General features: G+C 50.5%; 16 protein-coding genes. 6 read left to right on the top strand and 10 right to left on the bottom strand.

Annotated features, from left to right (window positions below; translation table 11 throughout):
- The first annotated feature begins 4 nt into the window (after positions 1–4).
- From L9G74_RS01610 to L9G74_RS01585, 6 genes are all read left to right on the top strand, one after another.
- Positions 5–421 carry a hypothetical protein gene (locus L9G74_RS01610; protein WP_238894527.1) on the top strand — a complete coding sequence of 139 codons (417 nt, stop codon included), beginning with the start codon at positions 5–7 and terminating at the stop codon, positions 419–421.
- Between the two features lie 224 nt (positions 422–645).
- Entirely contained in the window at positions 646–2187 is a 1542-nt protein-coding gene (locus L9G74_RS01605) for an ABC transporter substrate-binding protein (RefSeq protein ID WP_238894526.1), read from the top strand.
- Positions 2187–3122 carry an ABC transporter permease gene (locus L9G74_RS01600; RefSeq protein ID WP_238894525.1) on the top strand — a complete coding sequence of 312 codons (936 nt, stop codon included), beginning with the start codon at positions 2187–2189 and terminating at the stop codon, positions 3120–3122. The genes L9G74_RS01605 and L9G74_RS01600 overlap by 1 nt, the downstream gene beginning before the upstream one ends.
- Positions 3119–3916, top strand: a complete 798-nt coding sequence (locus L9G74_RS01595; RefSeq protein ID WP_238894524.1) for an ABC transporter permease — start codon at positions 3119–3121, stop codon at positions 3914–3916. Before L9G74_RS01600 ends, L9G74_RS01595 begins: the two co-directional genes overlap by 4 nt.
- Positions 3913–5319: an ABC transporter ATP-binding protein gene (locus tag L9G74_RS01590; RefSeq protein ID WP_238894523.1), complete on the top strand. Its 1407-nt coding sequence runs from the start codon at positions 3913–3915 to the stop codon at positions 5317–5319. The genes L9G74_RS01595 and L9G74_RS01590 overlap by 4 nt, the downstream gene beginning before the upstream one ends.
- Positions 5316–7442: a TonB-dependent siderophore receptor gene (locus tag L9G74_RS01585; protein WP_238894522.1), complete on the top strand. Its 2127-nt coding sequence runs from the start codon at positions 5316–5318 to the stop codon at positions 7440–7442. The genes L9G74_RS01590 and L9G74_RS01585 overlap by 4 nt, the downstream gene beginning before the upstream one ends.
- Positions 7443–7574: 132 nt before the next feature.
- On the opposite strand, the gene L9G74_RS01580 is transcribed toward L9G74_RS01585, so the two are convergent.
- The 10 genes from L9G74_RS01580 to nqrE form a co-directional block, all read right to left on the bottom strand.
- Complete coding sequence (locus tag L9G74_RS01580) at positions 7575–8492, bottom strand: AraC family transcriptional regulator (RefSeq protein ID WP_238894521.1); 918 nt, start codon at positions 8490–8492, stop codon at positions 7575–7577.
- A gap of 179 nt (positions 8493–8671) precedes the next feature.
- Positions 8672–9739, bottom strand: a complete 1068-nt coding sequence (gene dinB, locus L9G74_RS01575) for a DNA polymerase IV (RefSeq protein ID WP_238894520.1) — start codon at positions 9737–9739, stop codon at positions 8672–8674.
- 278 nt (positions 9740–10017) lie between these two features.
- Positions 10018–12024, bottom strand: coding sequence for a methyl-accepting chemotaxis protein (locus tag L9G74_RS01570; RefSeq protein ID WP_238894519.1), 2007 nt, complete (start codon positions 12022–12024; stop codon positions 10018–10020).
- A gap of 127 nt (positions 12025–12151) precedes the next feature.
- A complete protein-coding gene (locus L9G74_RS01565) occupies positions 12152–12316 on the bottom strand; it encodes a hypothetical protein (protein WP_238894518.1) in 165 nt (54 codons plus the stop codon).
- 121 nt (positions 12317–12437) lie between these two features.
- Entirely contained in the window at positions 12438–12908 is a 471-nt protein-coding gene (gene bfr, locus L9G74_RS01560; protein ID WP_238894517.1) for a bacterioferritin, read from the bottom strand.
- Positions 12909–12918: 10 nt separating this feature from the next.
- On the bottom strand, positions 12919–13392 hold the full coding sequence (gene bfr, locus L9G74_RS01555) for a bacterioferritin (protein ID WP_238894516.1): 474 nt from the start codon (positions 13390–13392) through the stop codon (positions 12919–12921).
- A 221-nt stretch (positions 13393–13613) separates the two neighbouring features.
- Positions 13614–13838: a (Na+)-NQR maturation NqrM gene (gene nqrM / locus L9G74_RS01550; protein ID WP_238894515.1), complete on the bottom strand. Its 225-nt coding sequence runs from the start codon at positions 13836–13838 to the stop codon at positions 13614–13616.
- Between the two features lie 9 nt (positions 13839–13847).
- Complete coding sequence (locus L9G74_RS01545) at positions 13848–14894, bottom strand: FAD:protein FMN transferase (protein WP_438944539.1); 1047 nt, start codon at positions 14892–14894, stop codon at positions 13848–13850.
- 60 nt (positions 14895–14954) lie between these two features.
- Positions 14955–16211, bottom strand: a complete 1257-nt coding sequence (nqrF, locus tag L9G74_RS01540) for an NADH:ubiquinone reductase (Na(+)-transporting) subunit F (protein WP_238894513.1) — start codon at positions 16209–16211, stop codon at positions 14955–14957.
- Between the two features lie 45 nt (positions 16212–16256).
- Positions 16257–16865, bottom strand: a complete 609-nt coding sequence (nqrE, locus tag L9G74_RS01535; protein ID WP_238894512.1) for an NADH:ubiquinone reductase (Na(+)-transporting) subunit E — start codon at positions 16863–16865, stop codon at positions 16257–16259.
- Between the last annotated feature and the right edge of the window lie 2 nt (positions 16866–16867).

Raw genomic sequence — 16867 nt, 5'->3', positions numbered from 1 at the left:
ATTGATGCATCAACGACAACTCGACAAGTTACGTCAAAGCGCGCAAGCCTCGCTGATGAGTAACGCCAAATGGCGCAAGCTGTTTGAAGCAGCGGCACAAATGCAGCCCAAGCTTGGTGGCGTGGAATGGCAACTGCTGGGCAACGATAGCACGGTGATCGCCGAGCTAGATGTGGCCGACGCATTAGTTGCCGATAACAGCCGCTTTGACGATTGTTTGCCGTTTCCGTGTATGGAACTGCGCGACATCGACTGGATTTTTGTGCCCAAACAATTTGCCGATCCGCGCAGTGACGCCAAGCGGCCATTGCCAGCGAAAGACAATGATGTGGCAGGGTTCATCGCACTGCTGGCACAGATGGGCCAGTTCCCATTGCAGCAAAATGCACAGGGTGTCACCATTTTTGGTTACCAATGGTGAGCGGCCTAGCTCACCACACATTCATACCAGTATGATTATTTTGTAAATAGGTATTATTAATTGAATTTTATTTCATTACTTATCATACAGTTAAATAAATAACCAACACAGACAACCTACATCAGTAATACTAAATCAATAATAGTGTGATCTAATCACTAGCGATTTATCGTCATTCAGGAAAGAATAGCCGTACATTTTTTGGTTCTTTCTTATTGTTGCACATGACGTTTTCTGCACTTAAACAGCCATGGATATTGGCACTTAGCTTAGTGAGTTTGCTAGGGCTTTCCGCCTGCACACAACCACCCGCCAACGATTTGCTGACCATCAGCGGTCCCTTTGAGCCCATCAGCTTAGACTTAGCCAAAGCTGGCTACATTTACAGCCGCATGCAAATTGTAGAAACCTTAGTGGATGTCGCCGATAACGGTGAACTCATCCCCGGCTTAGCGCAAAGTTGGCAAAGCAATGCCGACGCCACCGTGTGGCAATTTACCCTCAAGCCCAAGGTGAAATTTCATAATGGTGCGCCTGTTACACCAGCGGCAGTGATTAACAGCCTACGCATTGCCATGGGTAAACCAGCGCCGTTTGATACCGGGTTAATTCAAAGCGCTAGCGAACTCAATGATCATCAAGTGCAATTTACCCTTACCCGCCCCTATCGCGCTTTTGCGGCGGTGCTGACCAACTACACCACCGCGATTTTGGCACCAGAATCTTATGACAAACGCCGTCGCATCACACAGTTAATTGGCACCGGCCCGTACCAACTTACCGCGTTTGATCCACCACATTCGGTCAGCGTGACGCGCTTTAATGATTATCACGGCCAAGTCGCCAAGATTGTCAACGCCACCTATATCACCGGCCACCGCGCCGAAAGCCGTGCCTTGATGGTACAAGGCGGCAGCGCTGATATCGTGTACAACCTCGACCCCGCCGCCGTACAACTGCTGCAACATAGCCAGCAGGTCACGGTAAACTCCACTGCCATTCCGCGCTCCATTCTGATAAAGCTCAATGCTGGCCTGCCCGCACTGTCATCCACCTCGGTACGACAAGCGCTGAGCCTTGCCATCGACCGCCGTGGCATTGCCGAGGGCATCATGCATCTGCCGGGCTCGGAAGCGAACCAAATCTTTGGCCCCGCCATGGGCATCTGGCACGTCAAGGATCTGCCCACCATCGAGCAAAACCTCACTCAAGCCGAAGCGTTGCTGGCTCAAGCGGGCTGGCATAAAGATGCCAATGGGCAACTGATGAAAGACGGCCAACCACTGCAACTCAGTATGGTGACCTACGCTAATCGCCCAGAGCTGATTGTGATTGCCACCGCCATTCAAGCGCAGTGGGCCAAGCTTGGCATTGCGCTTGAAGTGCAGATGGAGAACGCCAGTGCCATTCCGTTAGGGCATGTGGAAGGCACACTGCAAACAGCCCTCATGGCGCGTAACTTTGCCAATATTCCCGATCCGCTCACGGTACTGCTGGCTGACTTTAGCAGCAAACAAGGTGGCGAATGGGGGCCGATGAATTGGCAAGACGCGCCATTTTTTAGCGCGCTACAAACGACCGCCGACAGCCAAGGCGCCGCTTACCAGCAGGGCGTACAACAATTATCGCGCCATCTGGCGGAAGAGCTGCCGATGATCCCGGTGCTGTATTACGTGCAGCAATCGGCCGTGGCCGCGCGGGTGCACGGCTTTAGCTTTGATCCGTATGAACGCTCGTTCCGCATCTCACAGATGGAGCTGCGTTAATGAAGCAGATCCTCATTAAACGCTTGCTGCAACTGATCATGATGATGTGGAGCGTCGGCACTATCACCTTTATTCTGAGCCGCTTACTCCCCGGAGATATGGCGTATCGTATCGCCGCAGGACGTTACGGCGATGACGCGGTATCGGCCGCAGCGGCCAGCGCGGTGCGGCAAGAGCTGGGCTTGAACGACCCGCTCTGGCAGCAATATAGCCACTGGCTGTGGCAACTGATGCAGCTGGATTTAGGCGACAGCTTAGTCAGCGGCAACTCGATTATCGCCGAGCTACAGCACCAGTTGGGTTACACCCTGATCTTGGCAGTGGCCGCTATTTTTCTGTCGGCGCTCATCGCAGTGCCTTGGGGTTTAGCCTGTGGTTTTCGCGCTAATCGCACGCTCGATCGTGTCAGCTTAGTGGTGTCCACGCTACTGCGCTCACAACCGGTATTTTGCTTAGGCTTGCTGATGATTTTGCTGTTTGCGCTAACGCTCAACTGGTTTCCGGTGGCCGGATATCAGCAGCCCGCCCATCTGTTTTTACCCGCACTCACCTTGGCGCTGAGTTTGGCGGCACTCTCAAGCCGAGTGATCCGCAACAGCACCGCTAAAGTCATCAATAGCGACTTTTACCTGTTCGCCAAAGTTAAAGGGTTGAGCGAATGGCACAGCTTCAAACGCCACGGCATCCGCAATATCGCCTTGCCAGTAGTGGCCTTTATGGCGATGCAACTGGTGGGTTTGATTGAAGGAGTGATCATGGTCGAGAGCCTATTTGCTTGGCCCGGCATTGGTCATGGCCTGTCGCATGCGGTGTTCTCCCGCGATATTCCTATGCTGCAAGGCACCGCGCTCACCTGTGGGGCGCTGTTTGTCATCATCAACACCTTAGTGGATAGCCTGTGTTACCTGCTCGATCCTCGGAGTCGCCGCGCATGAGTCGTTTGTTTCACGCATTAACCTTGGGGCAGCGTTGCGGCGCCTTGTTGCTGCTGAGTTTATTGGCTGCGGCTTGGCTAGTGCCGCTATTTGGCTACAACCAACCCAATGTGCAACACCTCAGCGCGGCGTTTGCACCAATATCTGCCGCGCAGCCGCTGGGCGCCGATCAGTTTGGCCGCGATATGTTGGCGCGCTTGGCGGCAGCGGTGCGGCTGTCCTTTGGATTAAGCCTGCTGTGTGTTGGCTCGGCGGCGGTGTTTGGCATTTTGCTTGGTGTGGTCGCGGCTTGGAGTCAACCTTGGTGTGACAAGCTGCTGAATTTTATTGCCAATACCGTGATGGCTTTGCCGGGGTTGGTGCTGGTGTTGCTGATTTCTGGCATCGCGCCCGGTTCATTCATTATGCTGTATCTGGGCATCGCCTTGACCTTGTGGGTGGAGTATTTCCGCGTGGTGCGTGCCACGGTGCAGCCGCTGGTGCACAGCCCTGAGATTGAATGCTCGCGGCTACTCGGCTTTGGCCGTTGGTATCTGTTTAAACGTCATATCTGGCCTGCTATTGCCAGCAATGTGCTGACCCTCGCCGCTTTTGGCGCAGCCACATCGATTCTGATGATGGCTTCCACCGGCTTTGTTTATGCCGGACTTAAGCCACCGACAGCCGAACTAGGGCTGATGATTGTCGAGCTGTTCCCTTATTTTGCCGAAGCGACCTGGGTGCTGATCCAACCGCTGTGTGTGCTGGTGTTGATGGTGTTGGGCTTTAACTTATTGGCGGGGCAAAAAGCATGAGCGCATTAATCACTCTCGACAATGTGACCGTGGCCGCCGCTGATAACGTATTAGTGCAGCCACTATCGCTCAGCGTTAACCGCGGCGAACCGCTGACTATTCTCGGTGAAACCGGCTCGGGTAAAAGTTTGCTGGCGCAAGCGATTATGGGCACCTTGCCCGCGAGCTTAACCATGCAAGGCACGGTCAGCATTCAGCAACAACCGCTCGATATTGCCGCACGGCGACAGTTATGGGGCAAGCAGATTAGCATGCTGCCGCAAGAGCCGTGGCAAGCGCTTGACCCGGTGATGCCCTGCGAGCAACAAGTGAGCGAAGTGTTTCGTTACGTTGGCAATGCTGCTGCAGCATCGGCGCAGCTTGCCGCGCGCGCCCAGTTGGATCAAGTGGGTTTAAGCCAAGTCAGCCGCCAACTGCCGCAGCAGCTGTCTGGCGGCATGGCACAACGCGTTGCCTTTGCCGCCGCCACCGCCGCTGGTGCACCGATCATCATTGCCGATGAACCGACCAAAGGTTTAGATACCAGTCAACGCGATGGCATAGTGCAACTGTTAAAAAGCCAAACCCAACATGGCGGCCTGCTGACGATTACCCACGATGTTGATGTCGCGCGTCAACTCGGTGGTCGCATCATGGTGATGCGCCACGGCCAACTGCTCGAAAGTGGCAGCGCCGAGCAAGTGCTCAGCCAGCCACAAGCCGAATATACCCGCGCATTGATTAACGCGCAGCCGCAGTTCTGGCCAGCTGCGACCCCAGCCACAGCGCAACAGCCATTACTGGACGTGACCGATTTAGCGCAGCACCGTGGTGAGCAATTACTGTTTCAAGGCTTATCGTTCAGCCTGAGCGCGGGGGAAATCCTCGGGGTTTATGGCGACAGCGGCTGCGGTAAAAGTACGCTCGGTGATACCTTGCTGGGTTTGTTGCCGCCCGCTAGCGGCCACATCAAGTGGCAACAACCGCTGCACCGCTCGCAGATGCTCAAGCTGTATCAAGATCCGCCCGCCAGCTTTAGCACAGCGGTGACGATTGGCACCCTGCTCAAGGATCTGCTCAAGCGCCATAAACTCGCGGCTAGCGCTATCGCACCGTTACTAAGACAACTCAACTTGGATGCGGCATTGCTAAATCGCACTGCCAAAGATGTTAGCGGCGGCGAGCTGCAACGCTTAGCGCTACTACGCACCATGCTGCTATCGCCCAAGTTTTTGGTGGCCGATGAGCCTAGCTCACGGCTCGATCCGATCACCGCCCAACAGCTGACCCAACTGCTAGTCAGACTAGCGCGCGAGCAACAGTGTGCGCTGGTGCTGATCAGCCACGATAAAATCCAGCTGCAAAAAGTGTGTGATCAGATCATCGATCTCAAGGACTATCAATTAAGGGAAGTTCAAGCGTGAACATATTAACCACGGCTCAACGCCATGCGCCACTGCGCTTAAGTTTGCTCACTTTGGCGCTGATAAGCGCTGCCGCGCATGCAGATGACGCGCCGCGTGATGATATCGAACATATTGCTATTTCGGCGCAGCGACTGCCATTTCGTGGCGATGCACCACTCAACTCACTGCCACAAGCGGTCAATGTGGTGGAAGCCAGCCAACTGGCCAGCCAAGGGATTAGCACCTTTCAAGACAGCATCGATCTGAGCAGTGGCATTTCGCGGCAAAACTCGCTTGGCGGCATGTGGGACAGCTTTGCTATTCGTGGTTTTTCTGGCGATGAAAACCTGCCCGGCGGCTATTTGATCAACGGCTATAGCGCAGGCCGCGGTTATAGCGGGCGGCGCGATACGGTGAATATCCAAAGTATTGAAGTGTTAAAAGGCCCAGGTTCAGCGCTGTACGGCCGCAGCGAACCGGGCGGTACTATCAATATCATCACCAAAAAGCCGCAATATGAGCCAGAAGGTTATCTGCAATTGTCACTCGGCAGTTACGACCATTACCGCGCCGAGGCCGATTACACCAATGCCATAAATCAGCAGGCGGCATTTCGCGTCACCGGCGCTTACGAAGATAACGGCAGTTTCCGCGATACGGTCACGTCGAAGAAATGGTTTTTCTCGCCCTCGTTGAACTACCAATTAAGCGAGCGCACGACGCTCAATTACGAGCTAGAACTGCTGCAACAAAAAATACCGTTCGACCGTGGCGTAGCGGTGCAGAATAACGATTTTTCGGCGGTGGATATCCATACTTTTTACGGCGAACCGAGCGATGGGCCGATGCAGATTGACGCTCAAGGCCACCAGCTTAGCCTCAACCATGAACTCGCTAATGATTGGCTATTGATCGCTGGTGTGGGTTATCGCGACTCGCGCTTAAAGGGCTACTCCACCGAAGCGGATTTGTCTGGCTCGCGGCAGTTGTTAAATCAAGATGGTCATACCTTGTCGCGGCAACGGCGTTATCGCGATTATCAGGCAGAAGATCTCTCTGCCCGCGTGGAACTGTCAGGCTCTGCCACTTGGTTAGTGACCCATCACCTACTGATGGGGATTGATGGCTACCGCTATCAACTCGATTCAGAGCAACAGCATTGGCGCGTGACGGCTGGCGATGACAGCTATAGCGTCGAATGGCATCATCCCGAGTACGGCCAAATCGCGCCACTACTGACGCTGACGCAAAATGACCACGAGCAACAGCGTGCTTATGGCATCTATCTGCAAGATCAACTGGATCTCAGCGAGCACTGGAAGGCGCTACTGGGCGTACGCTTTGATCACTTCAGTCAAACCATTGATAACCATATGCTGCTAACAGGCAGCCGCCAACATCAAGATCAGCTCAATCCTCGTGCGGGGCTGGTCTATCAAGCCAGCGATGACATCAGTTGGTATGTGAGTTATGCCGAGGGGTTTCGTCCCAACACTGGCCGCGATATTAACAACCAAGCGTTTGATCCAGAGAGTAGTAAATCAATTGAAGCTGGGGTGAAATTCGCGCTATTTGAAGGTTCGCTCAGCGGCACCTTAGCGTTGTTCAGCGCCGAAAAGTCGAATATTTTGGCGGCCGATCCGCTCAACGCCGGTTATACCGCCGCGCTCGGTGAAGCCAAAAGCCAAGGGCTAGAGTTAGACGCCAACCTGTGGCTCAGCGATAGCACACAACTGGCTGTCGCCTACGCCTACACCGATGCGCAGACTAAGAATGCCGTCACCAATGCCGATTGGGGCATAGATATTCCGGCTGGCAGCCCGTTGGTGAATATTCCCAAACATAAGCTCAACCTGACACTGACCCAAGAATTACCACTGCTCAGCGACAGCGCCAGCGTGGGCGTAAATGCCATGTATGTTGCCGAACGTTTGGGCGATACCGTCACCCCAAGTTATCAGTTACCGAGTTATACCTTGGTGAGAGTGTTTGCCAACCAACCATTGGGACGCCACTGGCAACTGCATCTATCCATCGACAATCTGCTCAACAAAACCTACTTTGCTAGCTCCTACTCACCGCTGTGGACACAACCGGGTGAACCACGCAGTGCCGCGCTGAGCATCAAATATCAGTTTTAATACTGAGCAAGTTAACTCACTCCTTCAGGACATACTGCACAGGAGTGAGTTAAGTCTCAGCAAAACACTGCCAGCTATAAGCTATTCGCACCATATATCGACACACCAAGGCGTGGGTTACATTTTGTTGGTCTACAACTGCAACAAGGCACCTGCTACCCGCTGATTCTCAATATCTTTCTTGGGCGGCAAACCATACAAACGGCGATATTCACGGCTAAAATGCGACGGGCTTTCATAGCCCACTTGAAAGGCTGCCGATGCTGCATCTAAGTGTTCACTGATCATCAAACGTTTGGCTTCGTTTAAGCGCAACCACTTTTGGTATTGCAACGGGCTCATGCCGGTGAACTGCCGAAAATGCTGATACAGCGATGAGGTACTCATCTGCACCAACTCAGCCAACATGGTGATGTCCAACGTTGCCGCATAATTGAGTTTGAGCCAATCAATTGCTTTAGCAATCCGTTGCCCATGGGTACCATGTAGTGAAATCTGCCTCAAGCGATGGCCCTGATCGCTCTTGAGTAAACGGTAATGGATCTCTTTATGCAGTAGCGGCGCCAGAATATCAACATCTTCCGGGTGATCTAACAACTCAAATAAGCGGCAAAACGCGCTCAGCAATGGCGCATCAAAACTCCCAAGGCCAAAGCTGTCTTTATCGCTGCTGCGCGGCGGTGGGTTGGGAGTAACGCCTTGAGCAGACAATTCCGCCACCAAGGCAAAATCAATGCCGTACGAGAAGCCCAAACATGGTTGCTGTTTCGAGGCTTGCAGCACCTCTGAGTAACCTGGGAGTTCCACAGACGTTAGCAGGTAATGATCAACATCGTATTGATATGCTTGACCAGCAAGCCACATCTGCTTTACGCCCTGCAATACCGCCACCACCGTAGGTTGGATTACGCAAACGTTTGGCGTCATGGGTTCGGGACGTTTAAATACCGATAAATTGGCAAGTTGGGTGGTGCGATCTTCAGCACCAGAGGTGTAGCTATCAATCCACCTCGCCAAGTTTTGTAGGTTTAACTGCTTATCTGCCGACATAACAACGCCTGGGCACCACCTGACTTAGTTGTGATGCCATCTTTGTATCACGCAGCAAAAACCTACCCAACACTATTTCGGCTAAAGCGCTATCATTTGGAGGATTAGGCAATAAATCTGGCTATATAGACAAGTTGAACGCCAAAGTTAGCGGCATTTGGCAATACATTTTAGCAGGATTACAACAGCGCTAACTGCTGCGGCTGCGGAAATTGCGCGAGGCTGACCGGCTCCCTTAAACCAACGCTCACCCCCAGCAAACGAATCGCCTTGCCCTGCCCGCGAGCAACCGCTTGGGCGAGCAGTTCATAAGCTAATACATCATCAATCTGCTCACTGCGGCTTTCTACGGTGGTTTGTTGAAAGTTAGCAAACTTCACTTTGACAACCAGCTTGTGCACCGGCCGTTCCTGCTGATATTGGCCGTAACGCCGTTTAAGTTCAGCAAGTAATTCCGGTAAGGCCGCATGGGCCGCGGCGAGATCGGGCAAATCCTGCTCATAAGTGGTTTCCACACCAACGGATTTACGGATGCGGGTTGGATTGATAGCGCGTTCGTCAATGCCACGCGCACGTTGATATAACACGGCGCCAAACTTGCCAAACATCAGCGAAAGCTGCTCTTGGCTCACGGCCTGTAATTCACCACAGCGGGTCCAACCGTGCGCAGCCAAGCGCTCAGCAGTTACCTTGCCGACACCCGGAATACGTTTGAGCGGCAGCTGTAACACATACTCGGCCACCTCGCTCGGGGTAATAACAAAAATACCGTTGGGCTTATTCACATCCGATGCTACTTTGGCGAGAAACTTAACCGGCGCCACGCCAGCCGAGGCGGTTAAGCCCGTTTCGCGCAGAATATCAGCGCGAATGGCCTCAGCAATGCGCGTGGCGGAACCTTGGTAGAGTGAGCAGTCACTAACATCCAAGTAGGCTTCATCTAACGATAACGGCTCGATAATGTCGGTATAACGTTGAAAGATCTGTTGGATCTGCTGGGAAATCTCTCGATACAACGCCATGCGTCCGGGGCGCATAATGAGGCCCGGGCATAACTTAAACGCGTAACCCGTTGCCATGGCTGAACGGACACCAAATTTACGCGCTTCATAGTTACAGGTTGCGATAACACCCCGCCGCTCGCGAGAACCGCCGACAGCAATAGGCTTGCCACGTAGCTCGGGAAAATCCCGCATCTCTACCGCTGCGTAGTAGCAATCCATATCGATGTGGATGATCTTTCTCATGCAGATATCAGCTCAACAACTTTCACCCATCAAGAATACTGTATAAAAAAACAGTGTCAAATAAATATGATGTTGTGAGTATTTCACTCCCCGATGCCAACCTAGGACATTCCGCCACCACACCACATTGCGGCGTAAAAAAGGGAAGCCTTTTGGCTTCCCGTGGGTGGCAATCAACACCTTAATCTAGCTTGCTTTGTTCACTCTGTGTAACTGGCGCTACGCGTTCATAGCACACTTAATTTGACGCAACAGCCACACTCAAAAATGCCACAGCTCTAGCTGATTTTAAACCGTTGTACATTAGCCGCTAACGCATCACTCAACTGATTAAACTGATGCATTTTTTGCGATAGTTCTTCGCTGGCTTGTGATGATTCATCGGAACGTTCGCGCACATGTTCCACATTGGTTGCGACTTCGTCAGCCACCACCGCTTGCTGACCAATTGCCGTAGTGATGGCAATGGTTTGCTGCTGAATTTCATCAATCGCTTCAGTGATAGCCATCAGCGCTGCATCCACCTTGTCGGTGTGTTGCATCCCTTGCTGCGCTTCTCGTACACCCGCTTCCATCACTTGCTGCGCTTGAAGTGTTTGTGCCTGCAATGTTTGAATGATGCCTTGAATATTGCTGGTAGAATCTTGGGTGCGAGACGCCAAGGTTCGCACTTCATCAGCCACCACGGCAAATCCGCGCCCTTGTTCCCCCGCTCGCGCGGCTTCGATGGCGGCGTTCAACGCCAGCAGATTGGTTTGCTCGGCAATGGCGCGGATCACGCCCAAGACTTCGCCGATCTGCTCAGAACTGGTGCGCAGCTCACCAATCACCGTGGCGGCGCTATTCACTTGCTCTGATAAGGCACGAATGCCATTCGCCGCCTGCTCGACAGTGGCGGTACCTTCCGCTGAACGTAGCTTGGCCGCATCGGCAAAATCAGCGGTGCGTTGCGCGTTGGCTGCCATCACTTGACTGGTTTGCGCCAGTTCCGCCGCGGCGGTGGCAACGGAGTCAATTTCAGCCTTTTGTGCTTTCACCGACGAATAAGCCCGATCACACACGGCGACCGCCGAATCTACACTCTGCTCGACCCCGCTAGCCAAATCACGCGTTTCTACCAGCATGCGCTGCACCTTGGCGGCAAACTGGTTAAAAGCATTACTCATGCGGCCTAGCTCATCTTCGCGTTTGAGGTTAATACGACGGGTTAAGTCGCCATCACCATTAGCAATATCTTCCATGGCAAACAGCAGCGCATCGATATTCTTTCTAAACGGCACCATCAGCGCCCACACGGTTAGCGCTACCAGCAAAATAATGCCAATAGCTATCGCGGTGGTGGTCATCAAATTCGTACGCACGGGAGCAACGGCGACACTTTCTGGCAGCATAAAACCGAGCACCCAATGCAGCTTAGGGTAGTCACTATTGATCGCCACAAAACGCACTTGCTGCGCCTCACCTTGGTAAGTCACACTGGCGCTACCATGAGTTTGCTGCAACATGGTTGCTTTCAACTGTCGAAAGCCTTGGTTATCGCCAGCTAACTGTTCCACCGCACTGATATCAGTCCCTGGGGTGAATTGCTGATTAAAACCGGGGAAATAAACTAATTTACCTTGATCTGTCATCAAAAACGCTTCACCCGCGCCTTGGTATTTGATTGAGGCGAGTAAGTTCTTGCCGATGGTATCAACCAAAATATCCATACCACCGATGCCAATAAAGCGTCCTTGTTGGTTGTGAACCACAGTTTTAACGGTGGCAGAGATTGAACCATCATTCGCATCTACCGCTGGGTCAGCCACATACAGACCGCCTTTATCGATGCCCTCTTGCCACCATGGTCGCTTATTGGTGTAGTAAGTTGGGTCGCCGTCATAACGTCCGCTCAGGTCAAAATATTCGAAAGTGTTGGCTGAGCCCAAAAACACCGATTTGATGTCGTGGTCTTTTTCAGAAAAGAAATGGAAATATTTAACAATCTGCTGATATTGCTTATCGTTACTCAAATCAGCACCGCGTTGTTGATAATCTGAGAACCATTGCAATACGTTGGGGTTAGCAAAAATAGCGTGAACGATTTGGCCTTTAGCGTAAAAGTATCCACGGATCTCTTCGGCTTTCAGCTCGATCATGGAGGAGATATCGTTATCGATGCGTGACTTGGTTTCTTCGCTATCATTTTTGACCAAAACCACAGCGACTATCGATAGTAACACGGCCAAGGCACCGACAATCGACACCACCAGCTGCATACTGAGTGAACGTCTGACAGAAAACATCAAAGCTCCTTTTCTTAGAGTTTTTATTCGAGGCGTTTGACACTTTAGCAGAAGGTGAGACTAAGGTAGTAGATGCAATTAGGTAAATGGTGAATAAAAAATAAGTAAAAGGTGGGATTTTTGCGGACTAATTGTAAAGATCGAGAATAAAACGTAACTCTTCGTCGGTGAGTATCGCTTCCGGTACTGCGGGTTGTTTTTGTTGCTCCGGTTGTGGCGATGGGACTTGCTCTGGTGTAGGTGCTTGCGCTTCAGCAATAAAGCAACTGTGTAGTCGTTGTAACAGGCCCATAGCAGACTCCGCTAATCTGTCAAATAATTTACAGGCTAACGGTTATTTTCTGAACAGTCACTGAATATTTCTGCTAAACCCTACAATTAGGGGCCGACATGCGGCCCCTATTACGAAACGGTTATGACATCTTTGTTTGGATGTAATTTTGTAGGCCAATCATCTTGATTAGGCTCACTTGCTGTTCCAACCAATGCATATGATCGTCTTCAGTATCTTCTAACAGCACTTCAAGAATTTCGCGTGTCTGATAGTCGTTATACTGTTCACACAGCTCAATCGCAGTACGCAGGCCAGCAGCAACTTTGTATTCATATTGCAGATCCAGCTCCAGCATTTCCTGTACGTTTTGGCCGATGGTCAATGCATCACGCTTTTCAATATCAGGAGTGCCTTCAAGGAAGAGAATGCGAGAGATCAATTTAGCCGCATGACCGCGCTCATCTTGAGATTCATGGTTGATGCGTTCATACAGCTCATTCAAGCCCCAGTCTTCATACATGTGCGCATGTACAAAATACTGATCCATTGCGGTGAGTTCACCATTGAGCAGTTGATTTAATACTTCAATAATCTTTGGATTGCCTTTCATGGTGATACTCCTATTCCTTGTCCATTTGTGATTGCAGGTAGTTTTCGATAGTGGTGAGTTTGATCAACTCGAACTGCGATTCGAGCCAATCAAGATGCTCTTCTTCGTCTTCCAGCAGATCTTCCAACAAATCACGCGTCACAAAATCTCTTTCCGCTTCACACACGGCGATGGCATTTTTCAGCAGGGTAATTTCGTCTTCTTGCATTGCTTGGTCGCAACTCAACATCTCTTGTGGATGTTCACCAATACGCAATTTGTCGAGTTGTTGTAAATTTGGCAGTCCTTCCAGAAACAACACGCGTTCGATCAGCTTATCGGCGTGCTTCATGTCCTGAATCGACTTTTTATATTCGTGATGGTTCAGCCCAGCTAGGCCCCAGTTTTTAAACATGCGGGCGTGAAGAAAGTACTGGTTGATCGCAGTGAGTTCTGTGGTCAGCACTTTGTTAAGTTGGGCAATAACGCTAGGTTGGCCTTTCATAATGATTTCCTTATGGATAAATCTTGATCTGCATCAATGTTCCAAGCCTATATACAAATCATCAAAGTTTCAATAAAACTTACAATTTCAATCACTTACAAATAAAAATCATTATCATTAGCATAAAAATTAAACACTAGATTGAACTAAGATCAACCGCTTAGCTTCAGCAATAAAAAAGGCGACTTATAAAAGCCGCCTAATAAAATCGTGCTAACCAACTAAATAATGCGATGCTTTGCTAGCTTTTCTTGCCGTTCACGCTCTTTGGCATCACGTGCTTTGCGGCGATCGCAGGGTTCATCGCAATCACAGGCTTTTTCAATGCCGAGAGCCCCTAACCCGCCGCAGCTGCCTTGCACCGCTTTACGCTTGATAAGATAACCCACAGACATCAAAAGGAAAAAAACTAACAAGAACAGAAACGCTGCAATAAAGGTTGCCATAAATTTACCTCACTGCTTCAAGAAGGGTTTAAAGGCTGAGCTGTAGTATACCTTAAATCCATCATCTTGTTTCTCAATTAACATAATGGCTAGGTGCTCTTTCTCGGCTAACGCTAACGATTTTTCGGTCCCAAGTACCATCATTGCCGTAGCGTAACCATCGGCGGTCATACAACGCTCATTCAATACGGTCACCGAGGCTAACCTATGCTTAACGGGATAACCAGTGCGCGGATCAATAATATGGGTAAAACGCTCACCTTCTTCTTCGTAGTAGATACGATAATCACCGGAGGTAGCCACGGCCATATTGCCCGGTTCAATCACCTGCTGTACTTCACGGTCTTCTTCGGTTGGTTTTTCTACCGCGATGCGCCAAGCTAAGTTCCCCGGCTTCACCCCTTTGGCTCTCACTTCACCGCCAATTTCAACTAAGTACCCCTCGGCTTGATAACCATCCAACAGATCTGCCACTTTGTCGACACCAAAGCCTTTGGCAATGGATGACAAGTCCACGTAGAGCGATGCTTTGGTTTTAGTCAACTGATTACCGTCGATGGTAATCCCATCGATGCCAGTGCGTTCTTTCGCGGCAGCAATGGTTTCTGGTGATGGGATCTTAATGGGGCGTTTATCCGGGCCAAAGCCCCAAAGATTGACCAATGGCCCTAAGGTGATATCTAACGCACCGTCGGTGGTATGGTTAAGGCGAATGCCCTCTTTAATCACTTCAACGGTGTCAGCAGAAACCTGAATCGGCTGGCCCGGCTCTAACTGATTAAAACGTGACAGTTCGGAGTTAGGGCGATAGGTGGACATCTGATTGTTGACGTTATCAAGCAGCAGGTCGATACGCGCCTGTAGCAACTGCGCTTCAGGCATACGCTCATTACTCACCACTTTAATGTGATATGTGGTGCCCATGGTGCTGCCTGACAGTGAAATCACTTCAGGTGTTTTTGAACATCCCGCTAGCACAATTACTGTGGTAGTTAACAACAGCAACTGCTTAAGCGATTGGGTTACCGTAGCCTTGAGTGGCAAAACAAACTGCATCATAGATTTCCCTAAAAAAACGGCACAGCGATTGCTGTGCCGAGATTTCTTGTGTGCCGACTAGCCGCCGAAGTCATCCAGTAGGATGTTTTCGTCTTCAACACCTAAGTCTTTCAGCATGGCGATCACTGCGGCGTTCATCACCGGAGGTCCACACATGTAGAACTCACAATCTTCTGGCGCTTCGTGGTGTTTGAGATAGTTCTCGTACAACACGTTATGAATGAAGCCAGTGTAACCGTTCCAATCATCCTCAGGTTGAGGATCAGACAGGGCTACGTGCCATTCAAAGTTGTCGTTCTCTGCGGCCAAACCGTCGAAATCTTCTACATAGAACATTTCACGTCTTGAACGCGCACCATACCAGAAGCTTATCTTACGGTTAGTTTTGATACGTTTAAGTTGATCAAAAATATGCGAACGCATTGGTGCCATACCCGCACCACCACCGATAAATACCATTTCTGCATTGGTGTCTTTCGCAAAGAACTCACCAAATGGACCAGAAATCGTCACTTTATCACCTGCTTTTAGGCTCCAGATGTAAGAAGACATCTTACCGCAAGGCAGGCTCAAGTTACGTGGTGGCGGCGTAGCAATACGCACGTTCAGCATGATGATGCCGTGCTCTTCTGGGTAGTTCGCCATGGAGTATGCACGGATCACTGGCTCATCAACTTTTGATTCCAATTTGAAGAAACCAAAGTGATTCCAGTCACCACGGTATTTCTCAGGCACATCAAAATCTGCATATTTGATGTGGTGAGCTGGTGCTTCAATCTGAATATAACCACCCGCACGGAATGGCACAGATTCACCTTTTGGAATACCGAGTTTCAGCTCTTTAATAAAGGTCGCTTTGTTATCGTTAGAGATAACTTCACATTCCCACTTCTTGATACCGAAGATGTGTTCATCCAATTCGATATCCATGTCAGATTTCACGTTAACCTGACATGACAAACGGCAGCCAGTACGCGCCTCGCCTTTGTTGATGTGGTTCAGTTCAGTGGGCAGAATATCGCCGCCACCGGATTTAACAATCACACGACACTGACCACATGAGCCACCGCCACCACAGGCAGATGACACGAAAATACCGTTGTTAGCTAATGCGCCCAACAGCTTGCCACCGGCTTGTGTGGTGATCGCTTTATCAGGATCACCGTTGATTGAAATTGTAATATCGCCTTCAGATACCAGCTTAGATTTAGCAAATAAAATCACTAACACCAAAACCAGTACGATGGCGGTAAACATACTCACACCGAGGTATACCTCAAGTGGAGTGGACTTAAAAATACCAAGAATATCCATTAACTTATCCTTAGAAGGTCCAGATCGGTTGTTTACCGATGCCGCTTATAAAGAGACACCAGAAAACGACATGAAGCCCAACGCCATCAGGCCAGCAGTGAGGAAGGTTACCCCTAAGCCTCGTAACCCTGCAGGCACGTCTGCATATTTGAGTTTTTCACGAATACCCGCCATCAGCATGATTGCCAATGCCCAACCGGCACCAGAACCAAAGCCGAAGACCACGCTCTCACCCAAGTTGTAATCGCGTTCGACCATGAAAGATACCGCACCGAAGATGGCACAGTTCACCGTAATCAACGGCAGGAAGATACCTAACGCGTTGTATAGTGGTGGAAAGTACTTATCCAATGCCATTTCGAGGATCTGAACTAACGCTGCAATCACCCCAATAAAGGTAATGAACTTCAAAAAGCTTAAGTCAGCGTCAGGGAAACCTGCCCAAGTCAGTGCGCCCGGAGCCAACAAACCTTGATAAATGAGCTGGTTCGCAGGTACTGAGATACTCATTACCACAATAACAGCGATACCTAAGCCAATCGCGGTTTCAACTTTCTTAGATACGGCCAAGAAAGTACACATACCCAAGAAGAAGGACAGCGCCATGTTTTCAATGAAAACAGAACGGATGAACAGACTAATATAATGTTCCATTA

Origin of the sequence: Shewanella electrica (genome assembly GCF_022321485.1) — a bacterium.
Lineage (GTDB): Bacteria > Pseudomonadota > Gammaproteobacteria > Enterobacterales > Shewanellaceae > Shewanella > Shewanella electrica.
The sequence above is the reverse complement of the archived record's forward strand: the minus strand, read 5'-3'. Positions and strand labels throughout refer to the sequence as shown.